General features: G+C 44.0%; 16 protein-coding genes and 1 other RNA gene. 10 read left to right on the top strand and 7 right to left on the bottom strand.

All coding sequences use genetic code 11. The features are described from left to right. Positions 1-228: 228 nt before the first annotated feature. The 4 genes from QQK21_RS16610 to QQK21_RS16595 all read left to right on the top strand — a co-directional run bounded on the left by QQK21_RS16610 (position 229) and on the right by QQK21_RS16595 (position 8,336). Positions 229-2,589 (top strand): type I restriction-modification system subunit M, encoded by a 2,361-nt coding sequence (locus tag QQK21_RS16610; RefSeq protein ID WP_284193304.1) that lies wholly within the window; start codon positions 229-231, stop codon positions 2,587-2,589. Further along, positions 2,589-3,965: a restriction endonuclease subunit S gene (locus QQK21_RS16605; protein ID WP_284193303.1), complete on the top strand. Its 1,377-nt coding sequence runs from the start codon at positions 2,589-2,591 to the stop codon at positions 3,963-3,965. Before QQK21_RS16610 ends, QQK21_RS16605 begins: the two co-directional genes overlap by 1 nt. 79 nt (positions 3,966-4,044) lie before the next feature. Then, positions 4,045-7,317 carry a type I restriction endonuclease subunit R gene (locus tag QQK21_RS16600; protein WP_284193302.1) on the top strand — a complete coding sequence of 1,091 codons (3,273 nt, stop codon included), beginning with the start codon at positions 4,045-4,047 and terminating at the stop codon, positions 7,315-7,317. After that, positions 7,317-8,336, top strand: coding sequence for a PDDEXK family nuclease (locus QQK21_RS16595; protein WP_284193301.1), 1,020 nt, complete (start codon positions 7,317-7,319; stop codon positions 8,334-8,336). The genes QQK21_RS16600 and QQK21_RS16595 overlap by 1 nt, the downstream gene beginning before the upstream one ends. A gap of 292 nt (positions 8,337-8,628) precedes the next feature. Here QQK21_RS16595 and QQK21_RS16590 read toward each other — a convergent pair whose 3' ends face one another. The 4 genes from QQK21_RS16590 to smpB all read right to left on the bottom strand — a co-directional run bounded on the left by QQK21_RS16590 (position 8,629) and on the right by smpB (position 11,337). Beyond that, entirely contained in the window at positions 8,629-9,930 is a 1,302-nt protein-coding gene (locus QQK21_RS16590; protein WP_284193300.1) for a type II toxin-antitoxin system HipA family toxin, read from the bottom strand. Then, positions 9,930-10,178, bottom strand: coding sequence for a type II toxin-antitoxin system antitoxin HipB (gene hipB / locus QQK21_RS16585; RefSeq protein WP_284193401.1), 249 nt, complete (start codon positions 10,176-10,178; stop codon positions 9,930-9,932). Before hipB ends, QQK21_RS16590 begins: the two co-directional genes overlap by 1 nt. Positions 10,179-10,398: 220 nt before the next feature. Then, positions 10,399-10,784, bottom strand: a transfer-messenger RNA (tmRNA) gene (gene ssrA / locus QQK21_RS16580). Between the two features lie 67 nt (positions 10,785-10,851). Then, on the bottom strand, positions 10,852-11,337 hold the full coding sequence (smpB, locus tag QQK21_RS16575; RefSeq protein WP_114786504.1) for an SsrA-binding protein SmpB: 486 nt from the start codon (positions 11,335-11,337) through the stop codon (positions 10,852-10,854). 120 nt (positions 11,338-11,457) lie between these two features. Here smpB and QQK21_RS16570 point away from each other — a divergent pair, with 120 nt between their 5' ends. Continuing rightward, positions 11,458-11,901 (top strand): SRPBCC family protein, encoded by a 444-nt coding sequence (locus QQK21_RS16570; protein ID WP_284193299.1) that lies wholly within the window; start codon positions 11,458-11,460, stop codon positions 11,899-11,901. Then, complete coding sequence (locus QQK21_RS16565) at positions 11,891-12,265, top strand: RnfH family protein (protein WP_284193298.1); 375 nt, start codon at positions 11,891-11,893, stop codon at positions 12,263-12,265. The genes QQK21_RS16570 and QQK21_RS16565 overlap by 11 nt, the downstream gene beginning before the upstream one ends. Before the next feature lie 146 nt (positions 12,266-12,411). Here the strand turns inward: QQK21_RS16565 and bamE are convergent, their stop codons facing one another. Both bamE and recN read right to left on the bottom strand, forming a co-directional pair. Beyond that, the gene (bamE, locus tag QQK21_RS16560) at positions 12,412-12,774 is read right to left on the bottom strand and encodes an outer membrane protein assembly factor BamE (protein ID WP_284193297.1); all 363 of its coding nucleotides are present in this window, start codon (positions 12,772-12,774) and stop codon (positions 12,412-12,414) included. A 168-nt stretch (positions 12,775-12,942) separates the two neighbouring features. Next, positions 12,943-14,607, bottom strand: a complete 1,665-nt coding sequence (gene recN / locus QQK21_RS16555; RefSeq protein WP_284193296.1) for a DNA repair protein RecN — start codon at positions 14,605-14,607, stop codon at positions 12,943-12,945. A gap of 253 nt (positions 14,608-14,860) precedes the next feature. Here recN and sodC point away from each other — a divergent pair, with 253 nt between their 5' ends. Beyond that, positions 14,861-15,373: a superoxide dismutase [Cu-Zn] SodC gene (gene sodC / locus QQK21_RS16550; protein WP_284193295.1), complete on the top strand. Its 513-nt coding sequence runs from the start codon at positions 14,861-14,863 to the stop codon at positions 15,371-15,373. 66 nt (positions 15,374-15,439) lie between these two features. On the opposite strand, the gene nadK is transcribed toward sodC, so the two are convergent. Continuing rightward, a complete protein-coding gene (gene nadK / locus QQK21_RS16545; protein ID WP_284193294.1) occupies positions 15,440-16,324 on the bottom strand; it encodes an NAD(+) kinase in 885 nt (294 codons plus the stop codon). A gap of 145 nt (positions 16,325-16,469) precedes the next feature. Here nadK and grpE point away from each other — a divergent pair, with 145 nt between their 5' ends. From grpE to dnaK, 3 genes are all read left to right on the top strand, one after another. Further along, positions 16,470-17,075, top strand: a complete 606-nt coding sequence (gene grpE / locus QQK21_RS16540; RefSeq protein ID WP_284193293.1) for a nucleotide exchange factor GrpE — start codon at positions 16,470-16,472, stop codon at positions 17,073-17,075. 284 nt (positions 17,076-17,359) lie between these two features. Next, a complete protein-coding gene (locus QQK21_RS16535; RefSeq protein WP_284193400.1) occupies positions 17,360-18,631 on the top strand; it encodes a dicarboxylate/amino acid:cation symporter in 1,272 nt (423 codons plus the stop codon). A gap of 240 nt (positions 18,632-18,871) precedes the next feature. After that, positions 18,872-20,785 (top strand): molecular chaperone DnaK, encoded by a 1,914-nt coding sequence (gene dnaK, locus QQK21_RS16530; RefSeq protein WP_284193292.1) that lies wholly within the window; start codon positions 18,872-18,874, stop codon positions 20,783-20,785. Positions 20,786-20,894: the final 109 nt, after the last annotated feature.

The following is a 20,894-nucleotide window of genomic DNA, read 5'->3' as shown; positions in this document are numbered from 1 at the left end:
TTGCAACAACTTCCGATGGAAGCTGAGCATAAATCAGCACTTAGGCAGCATTGGCAACAATTAAGCAGCGATTTTAAGCTTTTATAAGGGTAATAAGTCACCGCTCTTTGTGTAACAAATAAGATGCAAATAAAGCGCTTAAGTAAACCCATTTAGTGTTGAACTCACAGACGACGAAACTGATTTTTTGTATACTAGCCCCAATTACATAGTAGTGTGCTAGGTTTTATGACTAACAACAACTTCTCCCAAACCGCTGCCTTCATTTGGTCGGTTGCCGACCTGCTTCGCGGTGACTTCAAACAATCTCAATACGGCCGTGTTATTCTGCCCTTTACCCTGCTTCGTCGTCTAGAATGCGTTCTTGAAGAGAGTAAAGGCTCTGTACTTGCTGAAATTCCCAAAATTGATGCCTTGAGCGCAAAAATGGTTTCCAAAGGTAACCCTCCTATTGACGAGAACCAACGTGAAAAAATGTTGCTGCGCGCTACGTTTGAAGAAAAAGGCAGTAACAATAATTTGTCGTTCTTCAATACTTCGCCACTAAATCTTGGCAAGATGGGTCAAAGTAATATCAAAGCAAACCTTCGTCACTATGTGCAGTCTTTTTCTCGTGATGCGCGTGAAATTTTTGAACACTTCAACTTTGATGAATTTGTTGGTTTGCTGGAAGATGCCAACTTGCTTTACAAAGTCGTGAACAAGTTTGCCACCACAGATCTTAGCCCAAACCGCATTTCTAATCACGATATGGGCTTGGTGTTTGAAGAGTTGATCCGCCGATTTGCAGAAAGCTCAAATGAAACCGCAGGCGAACACTTTACTCCGCGTGATATCGTGCGTTTAACCACCTCTTTGGTGTTTATGGAAGACGATGAAGCGTTATCGAAAGAGGATATTATTCGAACCATTTATGACCCAACAGCGGGCACAGGCGGCTTCCTCTCATCTGGTATGGAATACGTTTATGAGATGAACCCGAAAGCCTTTATGCGTGCATTTGGTCAGGAGCTAAACCCAGAGTCCTACGCAATCTGTAAGGCAGATATGCTGATCAAAGGACAAGACGTTAGCCGTATCAAGCTAGGCAACACCCTATCGAATGACCAACTACCTACCGATAAATTTGACTATATGCTGTCTAACCCGCCGTTTGGTGTTGATTGGAAAAAGATCGAGAGCGAAATCAAAGACGAGCACTTTAAAAAAGGCTTTGATGGGCGCTTTGGTGCAGGCTTGCCACGTGTGTCTGACGGCTCGCTGCTGTTCTTGATGCACCTTATCAGCAAGATGCGTGACAAGAAAAATGTTGATAACCAAGTCACCGATGGTGGTCGTATCGGCATCATCCTAAATGGCTCGCCGCTGTTCACAGGTGGTGCGGGTAGCGGTGAAAGTGAAATTCGTCGCTACATCTTAGAAGCTGACCTGCTTGAAGCCATTGTTGCGCTGCCAACCGACATGTTCTACAACACGGGCATTGCGACCTATGTTTGGGTGCTGACCAACAAGAAAGCCCCAGAGCGTAAAGGTAAAGTGCAGCTTATCAATGCTGCCAACTTAAGCCACAAAATGCGCAAGTCGCTTGGCTCCAAGCGTCACTTCCTGACCGATGATGAAATCCGCGCTATCACCAAGAACTTTGGTGAGTTTGTTGAGGTCGATACCCTGACCGAAAGCGGTAAACCACTAACGGCTAAGATTTTCGATACTCATGAGTTTGGCTACCGCCGCCTGACCATCGAACGGCCATTACGTTTGTCTGCACAAATCACCGATGCTGCGGTGGAATCACTACGCTTTGCCCCTAAGCCATTTAACGCCGTGATGCAGGCGGTCTTTGAACAGTTTGGCTCTGAGTGGACGGGAGATACATACGGCACACTGATTGAAGTGGAAGCCGAAGTGCGTACATTGATCAAAACCGACTTCCCAGAGTTAAAAGAAAAGCAAATCAAAGACGTGCTGGACAGCAAGCTGTGGCTCAGCCAAAAAGCCTTAATGGATGATGCCAAAGCTCTGCAAATTGCGGTTGGTGATAACCTTGGCGGTAAAGCGCAGCAATCTGATGATTTTAACCAGTTTGAACTGACGCTGAAAGGTACGTTCAAGGCGACTGGCATCAAGTTCGACGCCAAGCAGAAGAAACAATTTATTGATGCGGTCACATGGAAAAACCAAGATGCTGAACCTGTGATCAAGAAAGTGCTAAAAGAAGATGCACAGCCACTTTATGGGGCATGTGCCTACAGCGGCCCTTTGAAAGAGTACAAAGGTAAAGTGGTTGAGTTCCAGCAAGATGGTGACCTGCGTGATAACGAAAATGTACCACTTGATCCTTCGGTTACAACCTCAAACCTAATCGAAAGCTACTTTAAGCGTGAAGTGCTGCCACACGTTGCCGATGCGTGGATCAACGCAGATAAGCGCGATGACAAAGACAATGAAATTGGTGTGGTGGGTTATGAAATTCCATTTAACCGCCATTTCTATGTTTACCAACCACCGCGTGCGTTGGAAGCCATTGATGCCGATTTGGATGCGGTGAGTGCAGATATTATGAAGTTACTGCAAGAGGTGCATTCGTAATGGGCAAGTATCAGGCGTATACAGAATATACTACTTCTAATGCTGCATGGCTTGACGAATATCCTAGTCATTGGAAATTGACGCAGGTTAAGTATGGGTATCAAGTTGTTTTAGGGAAAATGCTTCAAAAAAGCCCCAAGTCTTCCGTAGACTCAATAAAACCGTATTTAAAAGCTCAAAATATCCAACCGAAAGGTATGGATATATCAAGAGTTGATAGCATGTGGTTTTCTCCGGAAGAACTTCACAAATTACGTCTACAGAAAGGAGATGTATTGGTTAGTGAAGGGGGAGATGTGGGACGATCTGCAATTTGGAACGATGAATTAGCTGAATGCTATATTCAAAACGCAATCAATAGAGTAAGACCATTGGGTCAGAATTGTTCTCGATATTTTAACTATTGGATTGGTAGCTTAAAGTCATCCGATTTCATTAACATTCTGTGTAACAAGGCAACGATCGCTCACTATACTGCGGAAAAGTTAGAGGCGTCTCCATTGCTTCTGCCATCGAGTGTCGAACAAACCCAAATAGCCAATTTCCTTGATCACGAAACCGCCAAGATTGACACCTTGATCGAAAAGCAGCAGCAACTAATTAAGTTGCTGAAAGAAAAGCGGCAAGCGGTGATCAGCCATGCGGTGACTAAAGGATTGAACCCTCAAGCACCAATGAAAGATTCTGGTGTGGAGTGGTTAGGGGAAGTGCCAGAGCATTGGGGAATATCTAGCTTGGGATATTATGCATCCCTGAATACGGGGGCGACTCCAGATCGTTCTAATTTATCATACTGGGAAGGTGATATACCTTGGATTAAGACTGGTGAAGTAAAGTATGAAACGATCTACAATACAGAAGAGTCGATATCAAAATTTGCCATAAACCAAACGTCTGTGCAGTTGTCTCCTCCGGGAACTCTTCTTATGGCAATGTATGGTCAGGGGGTAACTCGTGGTCGTGTTGCTATTCTTGGAGTTCATGCTACGTATAATCAAGCTTGTGTAGCAATTACACCAAACAGCCATTTGTTCAATGAGTACCTAAAAGTGTTCTTTATTGCGGGCTACCACGCCATACGTGATGGTGGTAATGAAACTAGCCAAATGAACTTGAATGCTGATATTGTGCGCAAGTTTAAGGTTACCGCTCCCCCAATTGATGAACAAAAAGATATTGTGAGTTTCCTTGAATCTGAATTACCCAGATTTGATGTTCTTTTGGAAAAAGCAGACAAGGCAATAAAACTCATGCAAGAACGCCGCACAGCACTAATCTCAGCCGCAGTCACAGGCAAAATCGATGTTCGGCACTTTACCTTGAAAGACGGGCAAGCACCAATATCTGAATACCAAGCTATGGAACAAACCGTCTAAACCTATTGCCACTCTCGCTTAAGAAAGCAGAGTGGCTTTTTATTTCAGTTGGCTAACTTAAAATAATAAGAAAAAAATAATGAAAGACACCACACAAGAAAAAGTATTTCAAGACGACATCATTAGTCAGATGGTGGCTAATGGCTGGGTGCAGGGCAGTGGCGAAGGCTATAACCGCGAATCGGCGCTTTTTGAGGCAGATGTGCTGAGCTTTATCAAACAAACCCAGCCAAAAGAGTGGCAGAAATTTTGCAAAGTCTTCCCAACAGATTCTGAGCGTCACTTCCTTGATGCTTTGGTCACGCAGCTAAAAAAAGCCGATGAGAATGTTACTGATCGCGCATCACGCACCTTTGGCACCTTGGGCGTTTTGCGCCACGGTTTAAAAATCCGCAATGCCCGTTTTGAATTATGTCAATTTAAGCCAGAGCACAATCTTAACCCAGAAACCTTAGCGCGTTATCAACGTAATATCTGCCGTATTGTGCCAGAGCTAGTTTACAGCCCCCATATTTCAAAAGAGCAGGAACTAGAAACAGAAAAGAAGGCGACAGCCTTGAGCGAGAAAACAGCAAAGCGCTGGCGTATTGACTTGGTGCTGTTCGTTAACGGTTTACCCGTCTCTACCCTTGAGCTGAAATCTGAGTTCAAACAAGCGGTAGAAAACGCCATTGCGCAGTACAAGCTGACCCGTTTAGCGAAAGACCCTGCCACCAAAAAGCCAGAGCCGTTGCTCTCTTTTAAACGCGGCGCTTTAGTGCATTTCGCGGTAAGCCAGTATGAAGTCTACATGACAACCAAGCTTGCGGGTGAAGAGACATTCTTCCTGCCATTTAACCAAGGCACACATGATGGCGGTAAGGGTAACGATATTCCAGACGATGCAAACCGCTATGCCACCGACTACCTGTGGAATAAAGTATTAACGCCAGATAACCTGCTTAATATCATTGGGCTTTTTATCCATCTGCAAATTGAACAAAAGGAAGATTGGGAAGGGCGCAAGACCAAAAAAGAAACCCTGATCTTCCCACGTTACCACCAGTGGGAGGTGGTGACAAAACTGGTTGATGCGGCGATTAATGAGGGAACCGGTAATAAATACCTCATTCAACACAGTGCGGGCTCGGGCAAGTCCAACTCGATTGCATGGACAGCGCACCAACTCTCGACATTGTATGACGCCAACGGCAACAAACAATTTAATTCAGTGATAGTGGTGACAGATCGCACCGTTCTGGATGATCAGCTGCAAGACACCATCTATCAGTTTGAACATGCCGATGGTGTGGTGGGGCGCATCAACCACAAAGAAGGTAATGGATCGAAATCAGAGAAATTAGCAGCGGCTCTGGAAAGCTCGCAGCCAATCATTATAGTGACCATCCAAACTTTCCCACACGTGTTAAAAGCGATTGAACATTCAGCGTCTCTCAAACAGCGCTGCTATGCCATTATTGCTGATGAAGCACATTCGTCACAAGGTCATTCTACCTCTCGAAAAATGAAAGAGGTGCTGATGAAAGATGACCTTGATAGTGAAGCCCCTCTTGATAGTGAGGATTGTCTAAACAATGCGATGGAAGCGCGTCGGGGAAGTGCGAATATCAGCTTTTACGCTTTTACAGCAACACCAAAAGCCAAAACACTACAGCTATTTGGACGGTGCCCAGATCCTGACATGCCGCCTTCCAAACGTAACTTACCAGAAGCCTACCATATCTACTCGATGCGTCAGGCGATTGAAGAAGGTTTTATTCTTGATGTGTTACGGAATTACACCAACTACAAGGTGATCTACCAGCTTAAACAAAAGCTGGAAGCAGAAGATAAAGAAGTGGATTCAGGAAAAGCTAAGGTGAAGCTCAATAACTGGGTACGCTTGCATGACCACAACATCTCACAGAAAGTCAAAGTGATTGTTGAGCACTTCAAAAAGAACATCATGGGATTACTTGGCGGTCAAGCTAAGGCGATGGTGGTCACTAGCTCACGTAAAGAAGCGGTGCGCTACAAGCTGGCGTTTGATAAGTATGTGGCAGAGCATGGCTACGCGGGCATACGAGCAATGGTGGCGTTTTCTGGTGAAGTTGAGTTTCACGATACTGATCCAGATAGCGCTGCATTACTGGATCAGAAGTTCACTGAGTACAATATGAATCCTGATCTCAAAGGTCGTGAGTTGCGCAAAGCCTTTGACACCTATGATTACCAAGTCATGTTGGTCGCTAATAAATTCCAAACGGGTTTTGACCAACCGAAACTCTGCGCAATGTATGTCGATAAGAAGCTGGCAGGTGTTGAGTGTGTACAGACCCTTTCGCGCTTAAACCGCACTTATCAAGGTAAAGCGGAGTGCGGCACCTTTGTGCTCGATTTCTACAATGATCCGCAAGACATCCTCGACGCTTTTCAGCCATATTACCAAGTAGCAGAGCTTGAGGATGTATCTGATCCTGACAAGATTTTTGATCTCTCAGAGAAGCTGCGTGCCAGTGGCATTTTCTTATGGACAGAGGTAGAGCAGTTCGTTGCTGCCTTCTTTACCAAGAATAAATCCAATGCGGCGATCAGCAATATCTGTAAGCCCGCGATAGATCGTTGGCGCAAGCGTTACGCCTCAGCGGTAGAAGAATACCTTCACGCTAAGAGCGTGTTTGAACGCACCAAGAAAACAGGCGACGCGGTGTTAATCGCCAATGCGGAAAATACCTTCAAAGAGTGCAAGCAAGAGAAAGACCGCCTTGAGATATTCAAGAAGGATTTAGGCAGCTTTGTCCGCTTCTATGAGTTCATGTCACAGATTGTTGATTACGACGATAAAGAGCTAGAGAAGCTGAGCCTATATGCACGCCATCTGCGCCCCATGCTGCGCGAGCAAGCGATTGATGAAGATGAGTTAGATCTTAGTAATGTAGTGATGAGCCACTATCGTTTATCAAAAATCCGCCAACAGGACATTAAGCTTAAAGAAAATGAGGCGGGGTACAAACTTCAGCCAAGTAATGACATTGGTACCGCAAAACCAAAGAACAAAAAAGAAGAGTTTTTGTCACGTGTGATTGAGCGATTGAACGAGATATTTATCATCGACAACCTTACCGATAAAGATATGCTCAATTATGCCTTTACCGTGCGTGATAAGCTTACCGAGAATGACATTGTCATGAGCCAAATTGCTAATAATACTCGTGAACAAGCCATGTTAGGCGACTTTCCTCGTGCGATTGATGATGCGATTTTAGATAGCAATGACTCTCATCAAGAGCAAATGATGCAGCTGTTGTCAGATCCGAACAAAGCTAGGGACTTTGCTAGGGTTATCTTTGATATGTTAAGTGAGGTGAAGTAATGGCGATTTATGAACTGGCTAGCGATACTCTCATTCGAATAGAGAGTACTTCATTTGAAGCAGAAAGACTCAGAGAAAGACAGGATATACAGCGTCTGCTAAGAACCAATATTGGTGCCATCTTAGAGGATTCGCTGGTTATTGCCGAAGAATATGGACACTTTGTTGATTCAAACCGTCGTGTTGATTTATTGGCAGTCGATAAAAATGCCAATCTAGTCGTCGTAGAGCTAAAGCGAGATGACGATGGTGGCCATATGGAGCTTCAAGCTATTAGATATGCTGCTATGGTAGCGAACCTGACGTGGGAGCAAGCGGTAAGTGCCTATGCAGATTTTCTAACTCAGACTGAGCAGGATATAGATGCGCAAAGCTCACTGCTTGATTTTCTGGATTGGGACGCACCACAAGAAGATGACTTTGGCAAGGAAACGCGGATTGTTCTTGCTGCGAGAAATTTTTCTAAGGAAATAACAACATCTGTATTATGGTTGAACGATATGGGACTGGACGTAACTTGCGTCCGCCTCAATCCTCATCGTTTGGGAGAACGCTTGCTACTGAACGTTGAGCAAATCATCCCCCTCCCCGAAGCTTTAGATTATCAAATTGAAGTGAGACACAAGAAGCGAGAAGAGAGAGCTGCCCGCAGTGGCAGCAAAGATCGTTCGGTCTTGAGCTTATTTGTCAATGGCGAGCTGTTTGAAAAGGACTTTAAAAAGTCGGATATTGGCCTGCATACAGTGTTAGCACTAGCGAAGAATAATCTTATTGACGAAGAGGCTTTTCAATATCTTAGATACAACAAAACGTGCTCGTTTCAGCTACTCAAAAAATTTGATGAGATAAAAAAGACTGAAGATAAATACAAAAAATATCGCACTCATCTAGAACCTGAGTTTATCTATGAGGGACAAAGCTATTATGTTGCAAGGAACTGGGGGCTCCCGAATACCACTCGTTTTATCGACGAAATCCAAACCCACTTTCCTGAGTTGAGTTTTGAATGGAATGGCTGAACACGTTTTGGCATAAAGCAATATTTACTATAGCTAGGTTGAAACCACGTCGAAGCGTTGTTTAATAAATCAAAGTAATCGTCAAGTACAACAGAAGAGACATAAGCCCAAATAGGAAAAAAGAACATCCATATAAAGACTATGGCTATCCTAATCTTAGTTTTGGGTAGCATTCTCTAACTCCTTGACAATTTTCTTTGATACTTGATATTCACTCCATATCAATTCAATCGCGATGTACGCGGCAGCACAGACTATAGCGCCCACTAAAATTGTTGCTTGCGCTATGGCGTTAAATCTTGTTCGCTATTTTCTTGCTGTTGTCAAAAATTGAGTCTGCAATGTGTTTAGGAAAATCTTCAGGTAGCGCAGTACTTACTTTTAAGATGGCTTGAGGTAATGCTTCTTTCATTTCATTGAGTATCTCTTGCATGGCCTCTTGACTGAAATTAACGGCTTTGGCGGTATCTAAAAAGTGGCGAGGCAGAACTTTATAGATTTCATATTTTTTGCCTTTTGTCGCTTTCAAACCCATCGACAGTTTTAGTTTTCGGATGTTGAGCCCTTTTCCTCCCAGTAATGGGTAGGCAGACAAAATATCGTAGAATGGAGTGAGTCGATAGCTTCCACCTTTATCAATATAGATAGAAAAGTTTTTGCCATGCCCGTCTGTTGCACCAATGAGCCATTGAAAGACTTGGAAGCGCATAAAGTTATGTCGATCTTCTAATGCATTGCTTGACCCCATCAATAGCGCCATGATCTGTGATATATCTGGGCCACCCTGAGATTCATACTTCATGGATGACGGTATCCCAAACACTTGACAAATATCCTCTTGAGGTAGACGGAGCAAGTTAGTTTGATCTTTAGTCCATCGCCTATCGAATCGCTCTATTGCTAAAGCTTTGATCTTGCGGGTTTTGATTATGTTGATATTGGGGACTGCGAATCCGAGCGCTCTGGCCAGTTCTATACAAAGATACTCGTTTTCAACACTGTCTTTCAGATCGAGTGTTGCGTTTGCTTGCTGTATTTCACCGATTGGCAGCTTGATAATGTGAGTGGTGGGAGTGTTCCCTTTAGGTATACACCACTGCCCATCAGCGAATAGGAGAGCCGTTTTCTCTTGAGCGCCTGCAACAGAAATTCTAAAGTCCTCTTCTTCCTCGATCATTCCGAGGGGAATATTAGACTGATAGGCACAAAGAACCGCCTCTAGTTTTTTTTCATCCAGTACTTCATAGTTGAGTGGCTCTTTTTTATAGGGAAGTTCGGGGGGAAGTAAGGTGATAGCACCCACACTATCTTTTCCGACTTCTTTGAGGAGGTCAAAAGGCTGTTTGGATGAAGCCTTATACCGTGCAAGTATCCGGTCTCTGACGAGAGGGCTATCTGGTAAGAGGTTGTCAAAATAGTTTATCACGGCGTCAGAAGTGATAGATCGTAATTGAAGCTTTAAAGACAAGGATAGTGGTCGGGTCATCGTATTGTTTACCCAGCTTTGATCATATTGGAAAATATGAGCCCCATTGGTTTGCTTCTCTAAGGTGCCAACCAGTTCACCATTCATGTATGCGATGAGCTTTTGCATTACCAACTCTCACCATCATGGTCATCTGAGGAAGTTGTTTGCGTTTTTTCTTGGATACTCAATGTTAGATCCATTGCTTGAGCAAGCTTAAAGAAAGTAGAAAGCGTTGTTTTATTTGGGTTATTCTCAAAATTTGAGATTGTCGCTTGCTTGATGCCAACTTTTTTCGCAAGTTCTGATTGTGTCCAGCCATTCTTCTGACGTGTGAGTAACATTATGTCTGCTAATTGTTTTGGACTATATATCATTGGCGTCGGACCTCTATGAATATGCGACATCTTAATATCCTCTAGTGAGGATAAATCAGAGTATATCCCCTAGTGGGGATAATTTCCACATTATCCCCACTAGGGGATATTTGGAGGAGTCGTTATAAAAGCGCGAATATTGGGAAATGGTGAAATAAATTCTAATCGATATAGAATACAAAAAGGCCCAACTCTGGTGAGTTGGGCCTTTCCAAACGTTTGGTGGAGCTGGCGGGAGTTGAACCCGCGTCCAAAAACCATTCATCTTCGGTACTACATGCTTAGTCGATCTTTAATTTCGCCACCCACCTGCGAACCGACACGCGAACGAATGACTAGCCTGAATTAAATTTCGCCGTTCATCTCTCAGGCGGGAGAATCCGGGCTAGCGCGTTTGGGTTTGATCCCTCGTTGTTCCCCGTCTTACGTGCGGAAGCTAGGGCGAGAGAGGTCAGCTAGTGGTTTAGACTAGAATTACGCCGCTAGGCGTTCTGAACCGATAAAGTCGTCGTTTGCGACTATTTTTTTGCGGCTTTTTACGTGGCCAACCGCCCCACGGCATGCACCTTAGACTGCAAAATTCCTGTCGAATCCTAAATCAGCCCCAAAGTGTTATTTGCATAGTACCAGAAACAGACGTACTGTCTAGCGCTATGCGTTTAAGTGGTTAATATTAGCGCAGTGAGCTCTTCATCACTCGAGCTTTCTGGCGTTGCCAATCTTTGTCTTTCAGATCGTCTCGTTTGTCGTGAAGCTTTTTACCTTTAGCCACACCGATTTTGATCTTCACCCAAGAGCGTGACCAGTAGAGCGAGAGCGCTGTTAATGTCATGCCTTCGCGATTGATGCGTCCCAGCAAATTATCCAGTTCGCGACGACTCATAAGAAGTTTACGCACACGTGTCGGATTGGCGACAACATGCGTCGATGCCTGATTAAGAGGAGTGATTGTCATGCCACTCACAAAGGCTTCACCGTCACGCATAAATACGTAACTTTCAGAAATATTGGCTTTACCTTGGCGAAGGGCTTTCACTTCCCACCCTTGTAGCTCCATGCCAGCTTCAATTTCATCTTCGATAAAATATTCGTGGCGAGCTTTTTTGTTGAGCGCGATGGTATTGCTACCCGCTTTTTGTTTTGATTTTTTCTTTGCCATAATGGGGCCATTATACGGCTAGGTGCTAAGATAAGAAATCCCTTTATTTGCGCTAAGTGCAAAAATAAAAGTAAAATTGATACATGCCAGCGGTTTTGGCATGTATGACGAGGAATCTATATGAAGCAAGTCAGTCGTTCGGCTCTGGTGTCATTTAGCGCCCAGCAGATGTTTGATTTAGTTAACGATGTTGCCCGCTACCCAGAGTTTTTGCCAGGCTGTTCAGGTTCGAAAGTGATTGAGTCGAGTCAATCTGCGATGGTGGCTTCTGTTGATGTCTCGAAAGCGGGGATCAGTAAAACCTTTACCACATCAAACGAATTGGTTCAGGGGGAAGCCATTTTAATGAACCTTGTTGACGGACCATTCAAAACCTTGAAAGGGGGGTGGTTTTTTACTGCTCTGGATGAAAAGGCGTGTAAGGTTGAACTCAAACTGGAGTTTGAATTTTCCAGTAAAATGGTTGAATTGGCGTTTGGTAAGATCTTTAGTGAATTAACCAGCAATATGGTGAGTGCATTTACCCAGCGCGCAAAACAGGTGTATTCATGCTATGAGTATTGAGTCTGAGATGATCCATGTTGAAGTGGTGTATGCTTTGCCACATGAGCAACGGGTATACACTCTAGTGGTCAACCAATCGATGACGGTTGAAGAAATTATCCGTCAATCGGGAGTTTTGGAGCGATATCCAGAAGTGGACTTGTCGGTGAATAAGGTTGGTGTATTTAGCCGCAATGTGAAGCTGGACGCCACTGTCAGAGACAAAGATAGGATAGAAATTTATCGCCCTCTTCTTGCTGATCCGAAAGAGATTCGCCGTAAAAGAGCACAGCAAGCCAAACTCGAGGGTGGTGCAGATCCTGTCACCGGAGGCAAGCTAAGTCCGCATAGAAAAGACCCTAGCCTTGAGTCCAAAACACCTTAGTGACCATCACGGTTATGTGCCTATTCACAAGCCCAAGATTTGCTATTTAATCGGTTAAAAGAAAAGGGTTGAAGCCTAGACTTCAACCCTTTTCTTTTATCTATGTTTTAAAGGCTTATTCTAAACCTATGTTTAAAGCAACGGCTTTAATGGATCTTTTCAAAAAAACTTGGACTGGTTGGGAAGTCACCTTCAATATTGATCAGCTCACCTTTATCATTAAAGTGGGCGATAAGGTTCTTTTGCACAGAATCTTGGTGCCCTTCAGTTTGATGATCAATATAATACCAAGTATTGGGATAACCATTTTCGACTAGCATGGGTGAGCCTAGAACAAAGCGAACTTGCTCTTTGGTCATGCCAAATTTCAGCTGGTCGACGGCTTTTTGCTCTACATAGTTACCTTGATTGATATCAATCCGGTATACAAGCCTTTCCAGTAGAGAACAGCCTGATAAAAGTGTCATCGAGAGTGGGAGCGCAATAACAAGCCACTTTTTTATTTGCATATGAATCAATTCTTGTAACGGAAACTTCTTAAATTGGGCTGATAATAAACAAGCTGAGCGCTAAAGTAAAAAACTCATCTTGTTTTGAACAGTTTCAGACCTCGATTTTTGAATTAAGTTGCAATCTCTTAGCAAATCTTAATAAAGTCTCTGGTTAATGCTCTGTATTTATGCAGCTATCAGCAACTCTCTGGCATTGGCTATGGTTGATTCAGTAATTTCACTGCCGCCTAACAAACGGGCGAGCTCGGAGATTCTTTGTTCATTATCCAGTGCGCGCATTTGTGTTTCGGTTTTTCCTGCTTTGGTTTGTTTGGCGACAAAGAGTTGTTGGTGACCACAGCCTGCAACTTGGGGCAGGTGAGTGACACAAAGAACCTGCGTTGACTCTCCCAGTTTACGCAGCATCTTGCCCACCACAGCAGCTGTTGGGCCACTTATTCCTACATCAACCTCATCAAAAATAAGGCTTGGGGTGTCAACCTTTTGCGCGGTGATAACTTGTATGGCAAGTGATATTCGTGACAGCTCTCCTCCCGATGCGACCTTAGCGATTGGCTCTAGTGGTTGCCCCGGATTCGTCGACACTAAGAAACAGACGCTATTAATGCCAAGAGGAGAAGGGTGTGAGCTGAGCTTATCCACTTGGATACAAAACTGCGCTTTTTCCATACTCAGTTCATGCATACTGGTGGTGATTAACTTGTTGAGCTCTTTGGCATAACGGCAGCGTGACTTATCGAGTTTCTTGGCTTTGATAAGAAAGTTTTGGTAGGCCTGCTCAACGCCTTGTTGCAATTCCTCTAGCTTCTCATCTGAGCAATCCAGTTCGGCAATTTGTGCGAGCAAGTCTTGGTGATGCTGGTATAGCTCACTAGGCAGTACATGATGTTTACGAGCCATGGACATAACTTTTGAAAAACGTTCCTCAACATAGTTCATTCGTGCAGGATCGACCTCTATGTTCTCAAGGTAGCTACGTAGCTCACGGTTTGTTTCCTCAATTTGGATGATGGCTTCTGCGAGCATATCCGGAAGTTGGCTCAATGTATTATCTAGCTCTGCTAGTTGAGCTAAGGAGTGGTTGGCTGATTGGAGAATACCAAGCGCATTAACTTCTTCACCTTCGTATATAAGTTCGATGGCTTGTTGACAGATGCAGGCCAATTCTCCGCTATTGGATAGTCGTTTGTGTTCTTGTTCGAGTTGTTCATATTCATCCTCGTCAAGAGCAAGCTCATTAAGCTCTTTGATTTGATACTCAAGGAGTTGTTTTTGCGCCAAATTGGCTGCGCTATTTTCTTTGAGTCGTTTTAGGTGGTTATCCGCTTCACGCCAAATTTGGTAAGCATTCCGGGTATTTTTTAATAAATTTCCGTGTCCAGCGTATTGGTCTAACATTGCCATTTGGTGATCATTTTTCATTAGCAGGTGATGAGCATGCTGGCCATGAATGTTGATCAATAACTGCCCTAAACTTTTGAGCTGTGAAAGTGGCACTGGACTGCCGTTAATAAAGGCTCTTGAGCGGCCCTCTTTATTGATGATTCTGCGCAAAATACAGTCATTGCCATCGAGCAAATCATTGTCTTCCAGCCAGCGTGTGGCATTCATGTTGTCTTCTAAAGTGAAGGCGGCACTGACTTCGGTTTTTTCTTCCCCTTGTCTTACCATGCTGGCATCGGCTCGTCCTCCTAAACACAGCCCTAGAGCATCTATCGCAATGGATTTGCCTGCCCCAGTTTCGCCTGTGATGGTTGTCATGCCTTGTGAAAGTTCAAGTTGCAGCGATTTAACAATGGCAAAGTTATTAACACTTAAATGAGCCAGCATTTTTGCACCTATTTGAATTACCAATACTGTATAAAGAAACAGTATATACTGTTTCTTTATACAGTAAAGAAGAGTAAACCAAAATATTGTTGTTTTGTCACTCACATAGAGATTGGTATTTCCTATGTTATTAATAGGTGGTTTTAATTTCACGAATGATAACGTTAAGCGTTATAGTCAATGAAGTTTGTAGAACAATAGCCTGTAACCTAAGTACTTTGGTGTTACACGAAATAGAAATGGAGAATACCTAATGCACAAAGCAAAACTTGTATCCTTGATGATGTTTTGTTCGGCAACGGCAATGGCGGGGACGACGAATGTCGATATGGTGGACCTAAATTCAGGAAAATCCGTTGGTAGCGTTTCAATTGAACAAACGTCTTATGGCACCGTTTTTACCCCAAATTTGAGTGGCTTACCTTCTGGATTACATGGATTTCATGTTCATACTAACGCGTCATGTGACAGCGCCATGAAAGAGGGTAAAACCGTGTTGGGTGGCGCAGCTGGTGGGCATTATGATCCCAAACAAACAGGTAAGCATGGAACCCCTTGGACTGATGACAACCATCTTGGTGATTTACCTGCGCTTTATGTCGATGCAAAAGGTATGGCAACTCAACCTGTATTAGCACCAAGAGTACAGTTAACTGATGTGAAAAACCGTGCATTGATGATTCATGCCGGAGGCGATAACCATTCTGACCATCCTGCACCACTTGGTGGTGGCGGCGCAAGAATTGTGTGTGGTGTGATTAAGTAGCGGTTTGCCGATAGGGAAGGTTAATGACGTCATTAACCTTTCTCAAAAACCAAAAGTGTACTCAGCTTAAAATAATCGGCTCGACCAACCAAGTTTGTTTCTCAGTACGTGATAGTAGCTGTAATCTTTAGGGTGAATTAAGTGCAATGTATTCGGGCTCTGATAGATATGGACCTCATCCCCTGGCGATACAGGCAAAGACACTTGTCCATCACAACTGACTTCTTGAGTCCCTCTATTTTCTGGTGACACCACAAGCCGAATTCGACGTTTACTATCGACAACCAGAGGTCGACTTGAAAGCGTATGTGGAAACATGGGTACCAGAGAAATGGCATTTAGGCTCGGAGAGAGAATAGGGCCGCCACCTGACAACGAATAGGCAGTTGAGCCTGTTGGCGTTGAAACTATCAGACCATCTGCACGCAGAGAGAAAGCAAAGTTTTTATCAATATACACTTCAAATTCAATCATATGTGCCACTTGCCCCGGGTGAAGGACGGCTTCATTTAATGCCGCATTGTGGCTTTTCACTTGCCCGTGGCGATGCACCTCGGCTTCGAGCAAAAATCGCTCTTCAGTAATAAATTCGCCATCCAATACTTTTTTTAACGCGGTTTGAAAATCTTCAGGATTGAGGTCAGTTAAAAAGCCAAGGCTTCCTCGGTTCACGCCGATAACAGCAATATTAAATCGAGACAGAACTCTGGCTGCCCCAAGCATGTTACCATCACCGCCGACAACAATCGCCAGATCAGCGGCTTTACCAAGCTCGATAAGGCTAGAGAAGTCCTCGCGTGGTATATCGCTTAAAATGTCAGCCAATCGGTCATCAATAAAAACCTGATAGCCTTCAAATTTGAGCCAGTTATATAAGTCTCTATGAGTCTGAATGGCTTGCTGATCTCTGGGTTTACCAATGATGGCGATCACTTCAAAAGGCTTTTTCATAGGTTTTCCGCACTAAATAGGCTTGATTCGACAATCTTCATCCCCATAATAATGGCAAGTTAGCTATTTATGCGAATTTTTATGTATCTAAAAAGCAATAAACGTGAAGCATTAGATACAGATGGAATTAAATTCTGGAGATATCATGAGCAACGAAGAAAACAAAATTAACCAAGAAGAACTACAGCAGCAAGAGACGGTACAAGATATTGAAGCCGAAGTTGTAGGTACAGAAGCTGATATCGAATGGAACGAAGAGACGGAAAGCGTTGAGTCAGATTCAAAGATTGCTCAACTTGAGGCGGCTTTACTTTCTAGCGAAGCCAAAGTGAAGGAACAACAAGATTCGGTATTACGTGCTAAGGCTGAAGTTGAAAATATGCGCCGCCGTACAGAAGCTGAAATCGATAAAGCCCGCAAATATGCTTTGAACCGATTTGCTGAGGAATTGCTGCCGGTTATTGATAACTTAGAGCGTGCAATTCAGTCTGCCGATGCTGAGAATGAAGCGGTTAAGCCGATCATTGAAGGGGTTGAGCTAACCCATAAAACGTTTGTTGATGCGGTGGCAAAATTTGGCCTTAAAGAAATTAATCCTGAAGGCGAAACTTTCAATCCAGAGATGCACCAAGCCATGTCGATTCAAGAAAGTCCGGATCATGAATCAAATACCGTCATGTTTGTGATGCAAAAAGGTTATGAGCTGAACGGTCGAGTTATTCGCCCAGCGATGGTGATGGTGTCCAAGTAATAACCTGAGCATATATCTAACCGAACGAAGAGAGGCATTTGCCTCTCTTTTTTTATCTTGTCAGAGCACTGACAAGATGGCGGTTGAATGTATTGATTTATTGAATTATTTCCTGAGATAGGCTGATAAGAAAATTAATTTCCTATTGGATAAATGTAACACTAACGTAAACAGTGGCTTTATTTTGTTGCCTTTGTGTGTATTATGTGCGATTCCTGTCTCGTAAATGGGCAGTTTAAATTATAAAACCATAAAATACATACACAACATCCTGGAGATGCATGATGGACAAATCTCTATCGAGCAAAATTTTCGTAGGCTTATTTGCAGGCTTACTTATCGGTACTGCGATACAGTATCTGTTTAGCGGGGTCGCTATCTTTGATACTTATCTACTTGGCGCAGCAGAAGGGGCAGGAGGCATGTTTGTATCCTTGATCAAACTGCTTGTCGTGCCTTTAGTTTACGTGTCTATCGTCTGCGGCATTGTTGATCTCAAAGACATTAGCGCATTCGGCCGTCTTGGTGGAAAAACCTTTGCGCTTTATATCATCAATACCATTATCGCTATCGCGGTGGCGTTGACCGTGGGGTTGATTGTACAACCTGGTGCTGATGCCAATTTAGCAGGCACGATTTCAGAGTCAGTAAAGCTGACCACAACGGAAACCCCAGATATCTTTTCTTTGGTCGTTAACATCGTACCGAGCAATCCAATTCAAGCTTTTGCTAACGGTGATATGTTACAAATCATCTTTATGGCGATTCTGACAGGCCTTGCCATCCAAGCATTGGATTCACGAGGTGGCCCAGCCATTCGCACCTTTAAAATGGCGAATGAAATCATGATGAAGTTGGTCGGCTTGGTAATGAGCCTTGCTCCATACGGTGTGTTTGCGCTTATGATTCAATTAGGTGCAACGTTGGATGCCCATACGTTAGGCTCTGTTGCAAGCTATGTCGCGCTCGTGATTACCATGTTGGTGTTCTGGATTTTTGTCTTCTACCCAATGGCGGTTGGCATTACGACAGGAACGTCTCCAAAAGCTTTCCTTCGTGCAACCCGTGAACAAATCCTCTTTTCGCTCTCGACAGCGAGTTCAAATGCGACGATCCCTGTGACCATGCGAACCCTGACCGAGAAGCTTAAAGTGTCTGAGTCAGTCGCAGGCTTTGGTGTGCCACTAGGCGCAACCATGAATATGTCGGGTGTGTCTATCTATATTGCACTTGCAACTATTTTTGTTGCTAACGCTTTTGGTCAGCCGATTAACACGGCGGATGTGTTTACGCTCGGTTTAACCATTCTTCTGCTTTCTATCGGCGCAGGCGGTGTTCCGGGTGGCGGTGTTGTTATGGTAGGTGTATTGCTTCACCAATTGGGCTTGCCACCAGAAGGCTTAGCCATCATTGCTGCGGTTGACCGTATCAATGACATGTTCTGTACCTCCTCAAACGTCGTCGGTGATACCGCGGTGAATACCATTGTCGCCAAAACGGAAGGTGAAATTGGTAAGCAAGAGCAGGAATTAGCAGCCTCTGAAGCCAATGCTTAATATTCGAATCTGAATCAATCTAATCTGAAGCGAGGCCAATAGCCTCGCTTTTTTATAGCAAAAATATTTTCATTTTTTTTTCACTATCCCCTTGAAAAGACATTTACCGCCCTTATTTATTTGGCATAAGTGAAACAAACAAAATTATTTTAGTTTGTGGATAAGGGTTGAATCCCTATTCTCCATCCCCACATAGGGGATATAGCAAAACGAAAATAGAATTTATTCGGAGATAGCCTGATGGGTAAAATCATTGGTATTGACTTAGGTACTACTAACTCTTGTGTCGCTGTTCTTGACGGTGACAAGCCTCGCGTAATTGAAAACGCAGAAGGTGAGCGTACAACGGCATCGGTTATTGCGTATACCGATGGTGAGACATTAGTAGGCCAGCCAGCGAAACGTCAAGCGGTAACCAACCCAGAAAACACGCTATTTGCAATTAAGCGTCTAATTGGTCGTCGCTTTGAAGATGAAGAAGTTCAGCGTGATATCGAAATCATGCCTTACAAAATTGTTAAGGCTGATAACGGTGACGCTTGGGTAGAAGCACAAGGCCAGAAGATGGCTGCACCACAAGTGTCTGCTGAAGTATTGAAAAAAATGAAGAAAACGGCTGAAGACTTTCTTGGTGAGGAAGTCACTGGTGCCGTTATCACAGTGCCTGCTTACTTTAACGATGCACAGCGTCAAGCAACAAAAGATGCTGGCCGTATTGCTGGCTTAGAAGTAAAACGTATCATCAACGAGCCAACGGCTGCCGCACTGGCCTACGGTCTTGATAAGAAAGGTGGCGATCGCACTATCGCGGTTTACGACCTTGGTGGTGGTACATTCGATATCTCTATCATTGAGATTGATGAAGTTGAAGGCGAGAAAACGTTCGAAGTATTAGCAACTAACGGTGATACTCACCTAGGTGGTGAAGACTTTGATAACCGCATGATCAACTACTTGGTTGATGAGTTCAAGAAAGAGCAAGGTATCGATCTTAAGAACGATCCTCTAGCGATGCAGCGTGTGAAAGAAGCCGCAGAAAAAGCCAAAATTGAGCTTTCTTCTACTTCTCAGACGGACGTAAACCTACCTTACGTAACCGCTGATGCGACCGGTCCTAAGCACATGAACGTCAAAGTAACACGTGCAAAACTTGAATCTCTAGTGGAAGACCTAGTACAACGTTCTCTTGAACCTTTGAAAGTGGCTCTAGCGGATGCGGATCTTTCGGTTGGCGACATTACTGACGTTATCCTAGTTGGTGGTCAGACTCGTATGCCAATGGTTCAAGCTAAAGTCGCGGAATTCTTTGGTAAAGAAGCTCGTAAAGATGTGAACCCTGATGAAGCTGTTGCTATGGGTGCTGCAGTTCAAGGTGGTGTACTAGCGGGTGACGTCAAAGATGTTCTTCTTCTAGACGTAACGCCTCTGTCTCTAGGTATTGAGACCATGGGCGGTGTGATGACTAAGCTCGTTGAGAAGAACACCACTATCCCAACCAAAGCGAACCAAGTCTTCTCAACTGCTGAAGATAACCAGAACGCGGTGACTATCCATGTTCTTCAAGGTGAGCGTAAACAGGCTATGTACAACAAATCTCTAGGCCAATTTAACCTAGAAGGTATTCAGCCTGCACCGCGTGGTATGCCTCAAATCGAAGTGACTTTCGACCTTGATGCAGATGGTATCTTGCACGTTTCAGCTAAAGATAAGCAAACGGGTAAAGAGCAGAAGATTACTATCCAAGCGTCTGGTGGTCTAAGCGACGAAGAAATCGAGAAAATGGTGCAAGAAGCAGAAGCAAACAAGGAAGCGGACAAGAAGTTCGAAGAATTAGCGGCTGCTCGTAACCAAGCTGACCAGATGATTCACGGTACTCGTAAGCAAGTTGAAGAAGCGGGTGACGCTCTACCAGCGGAAGACAAAGAGAAAATTGAAACTGCAATCTCTGAACTTGAAGCAGCGAAAAGTGGCGACGATAAAGACGCTATTGACACTAAAGTTCAAGCGCTTATGACGGTTTCTCAAAAGCTAATGGAAATCGCTCAGCAAAAAGCTCAAGCACAACAAGCAGGCGCGGAAGCTGGTGAACAGCCTAAGCAAGACGATGATGTTGTTGATGCTGAGTTTGAAGAAGTTAAAGACGAGAAAAAATAAGTTTTAACTCGGGCTTAGCTTGATGCAAGATTGCGGGCGTTTGGGGTAACTCATGCGCCCGTATGTTTGTAAGCAACTTGTCAGTCTAGATAATGGTTCTCGAAGCGCA

Origin of the sequence: Vibrio zhanjiangensis (assembly GCF_030161235.1) — a bacterium.
GTDB classification, from domain to species: Bacteria; Pseudomonadota; Gammaproteobacteria; order Enterobacterales; family Vibrionaceae; genus Vibrio; species Vibrio zhanjiangensis.
Note: the sequence above shows the minus strand (reverse complement) of the source record. Positions and strands in the feature narration are given on the sequence as shown.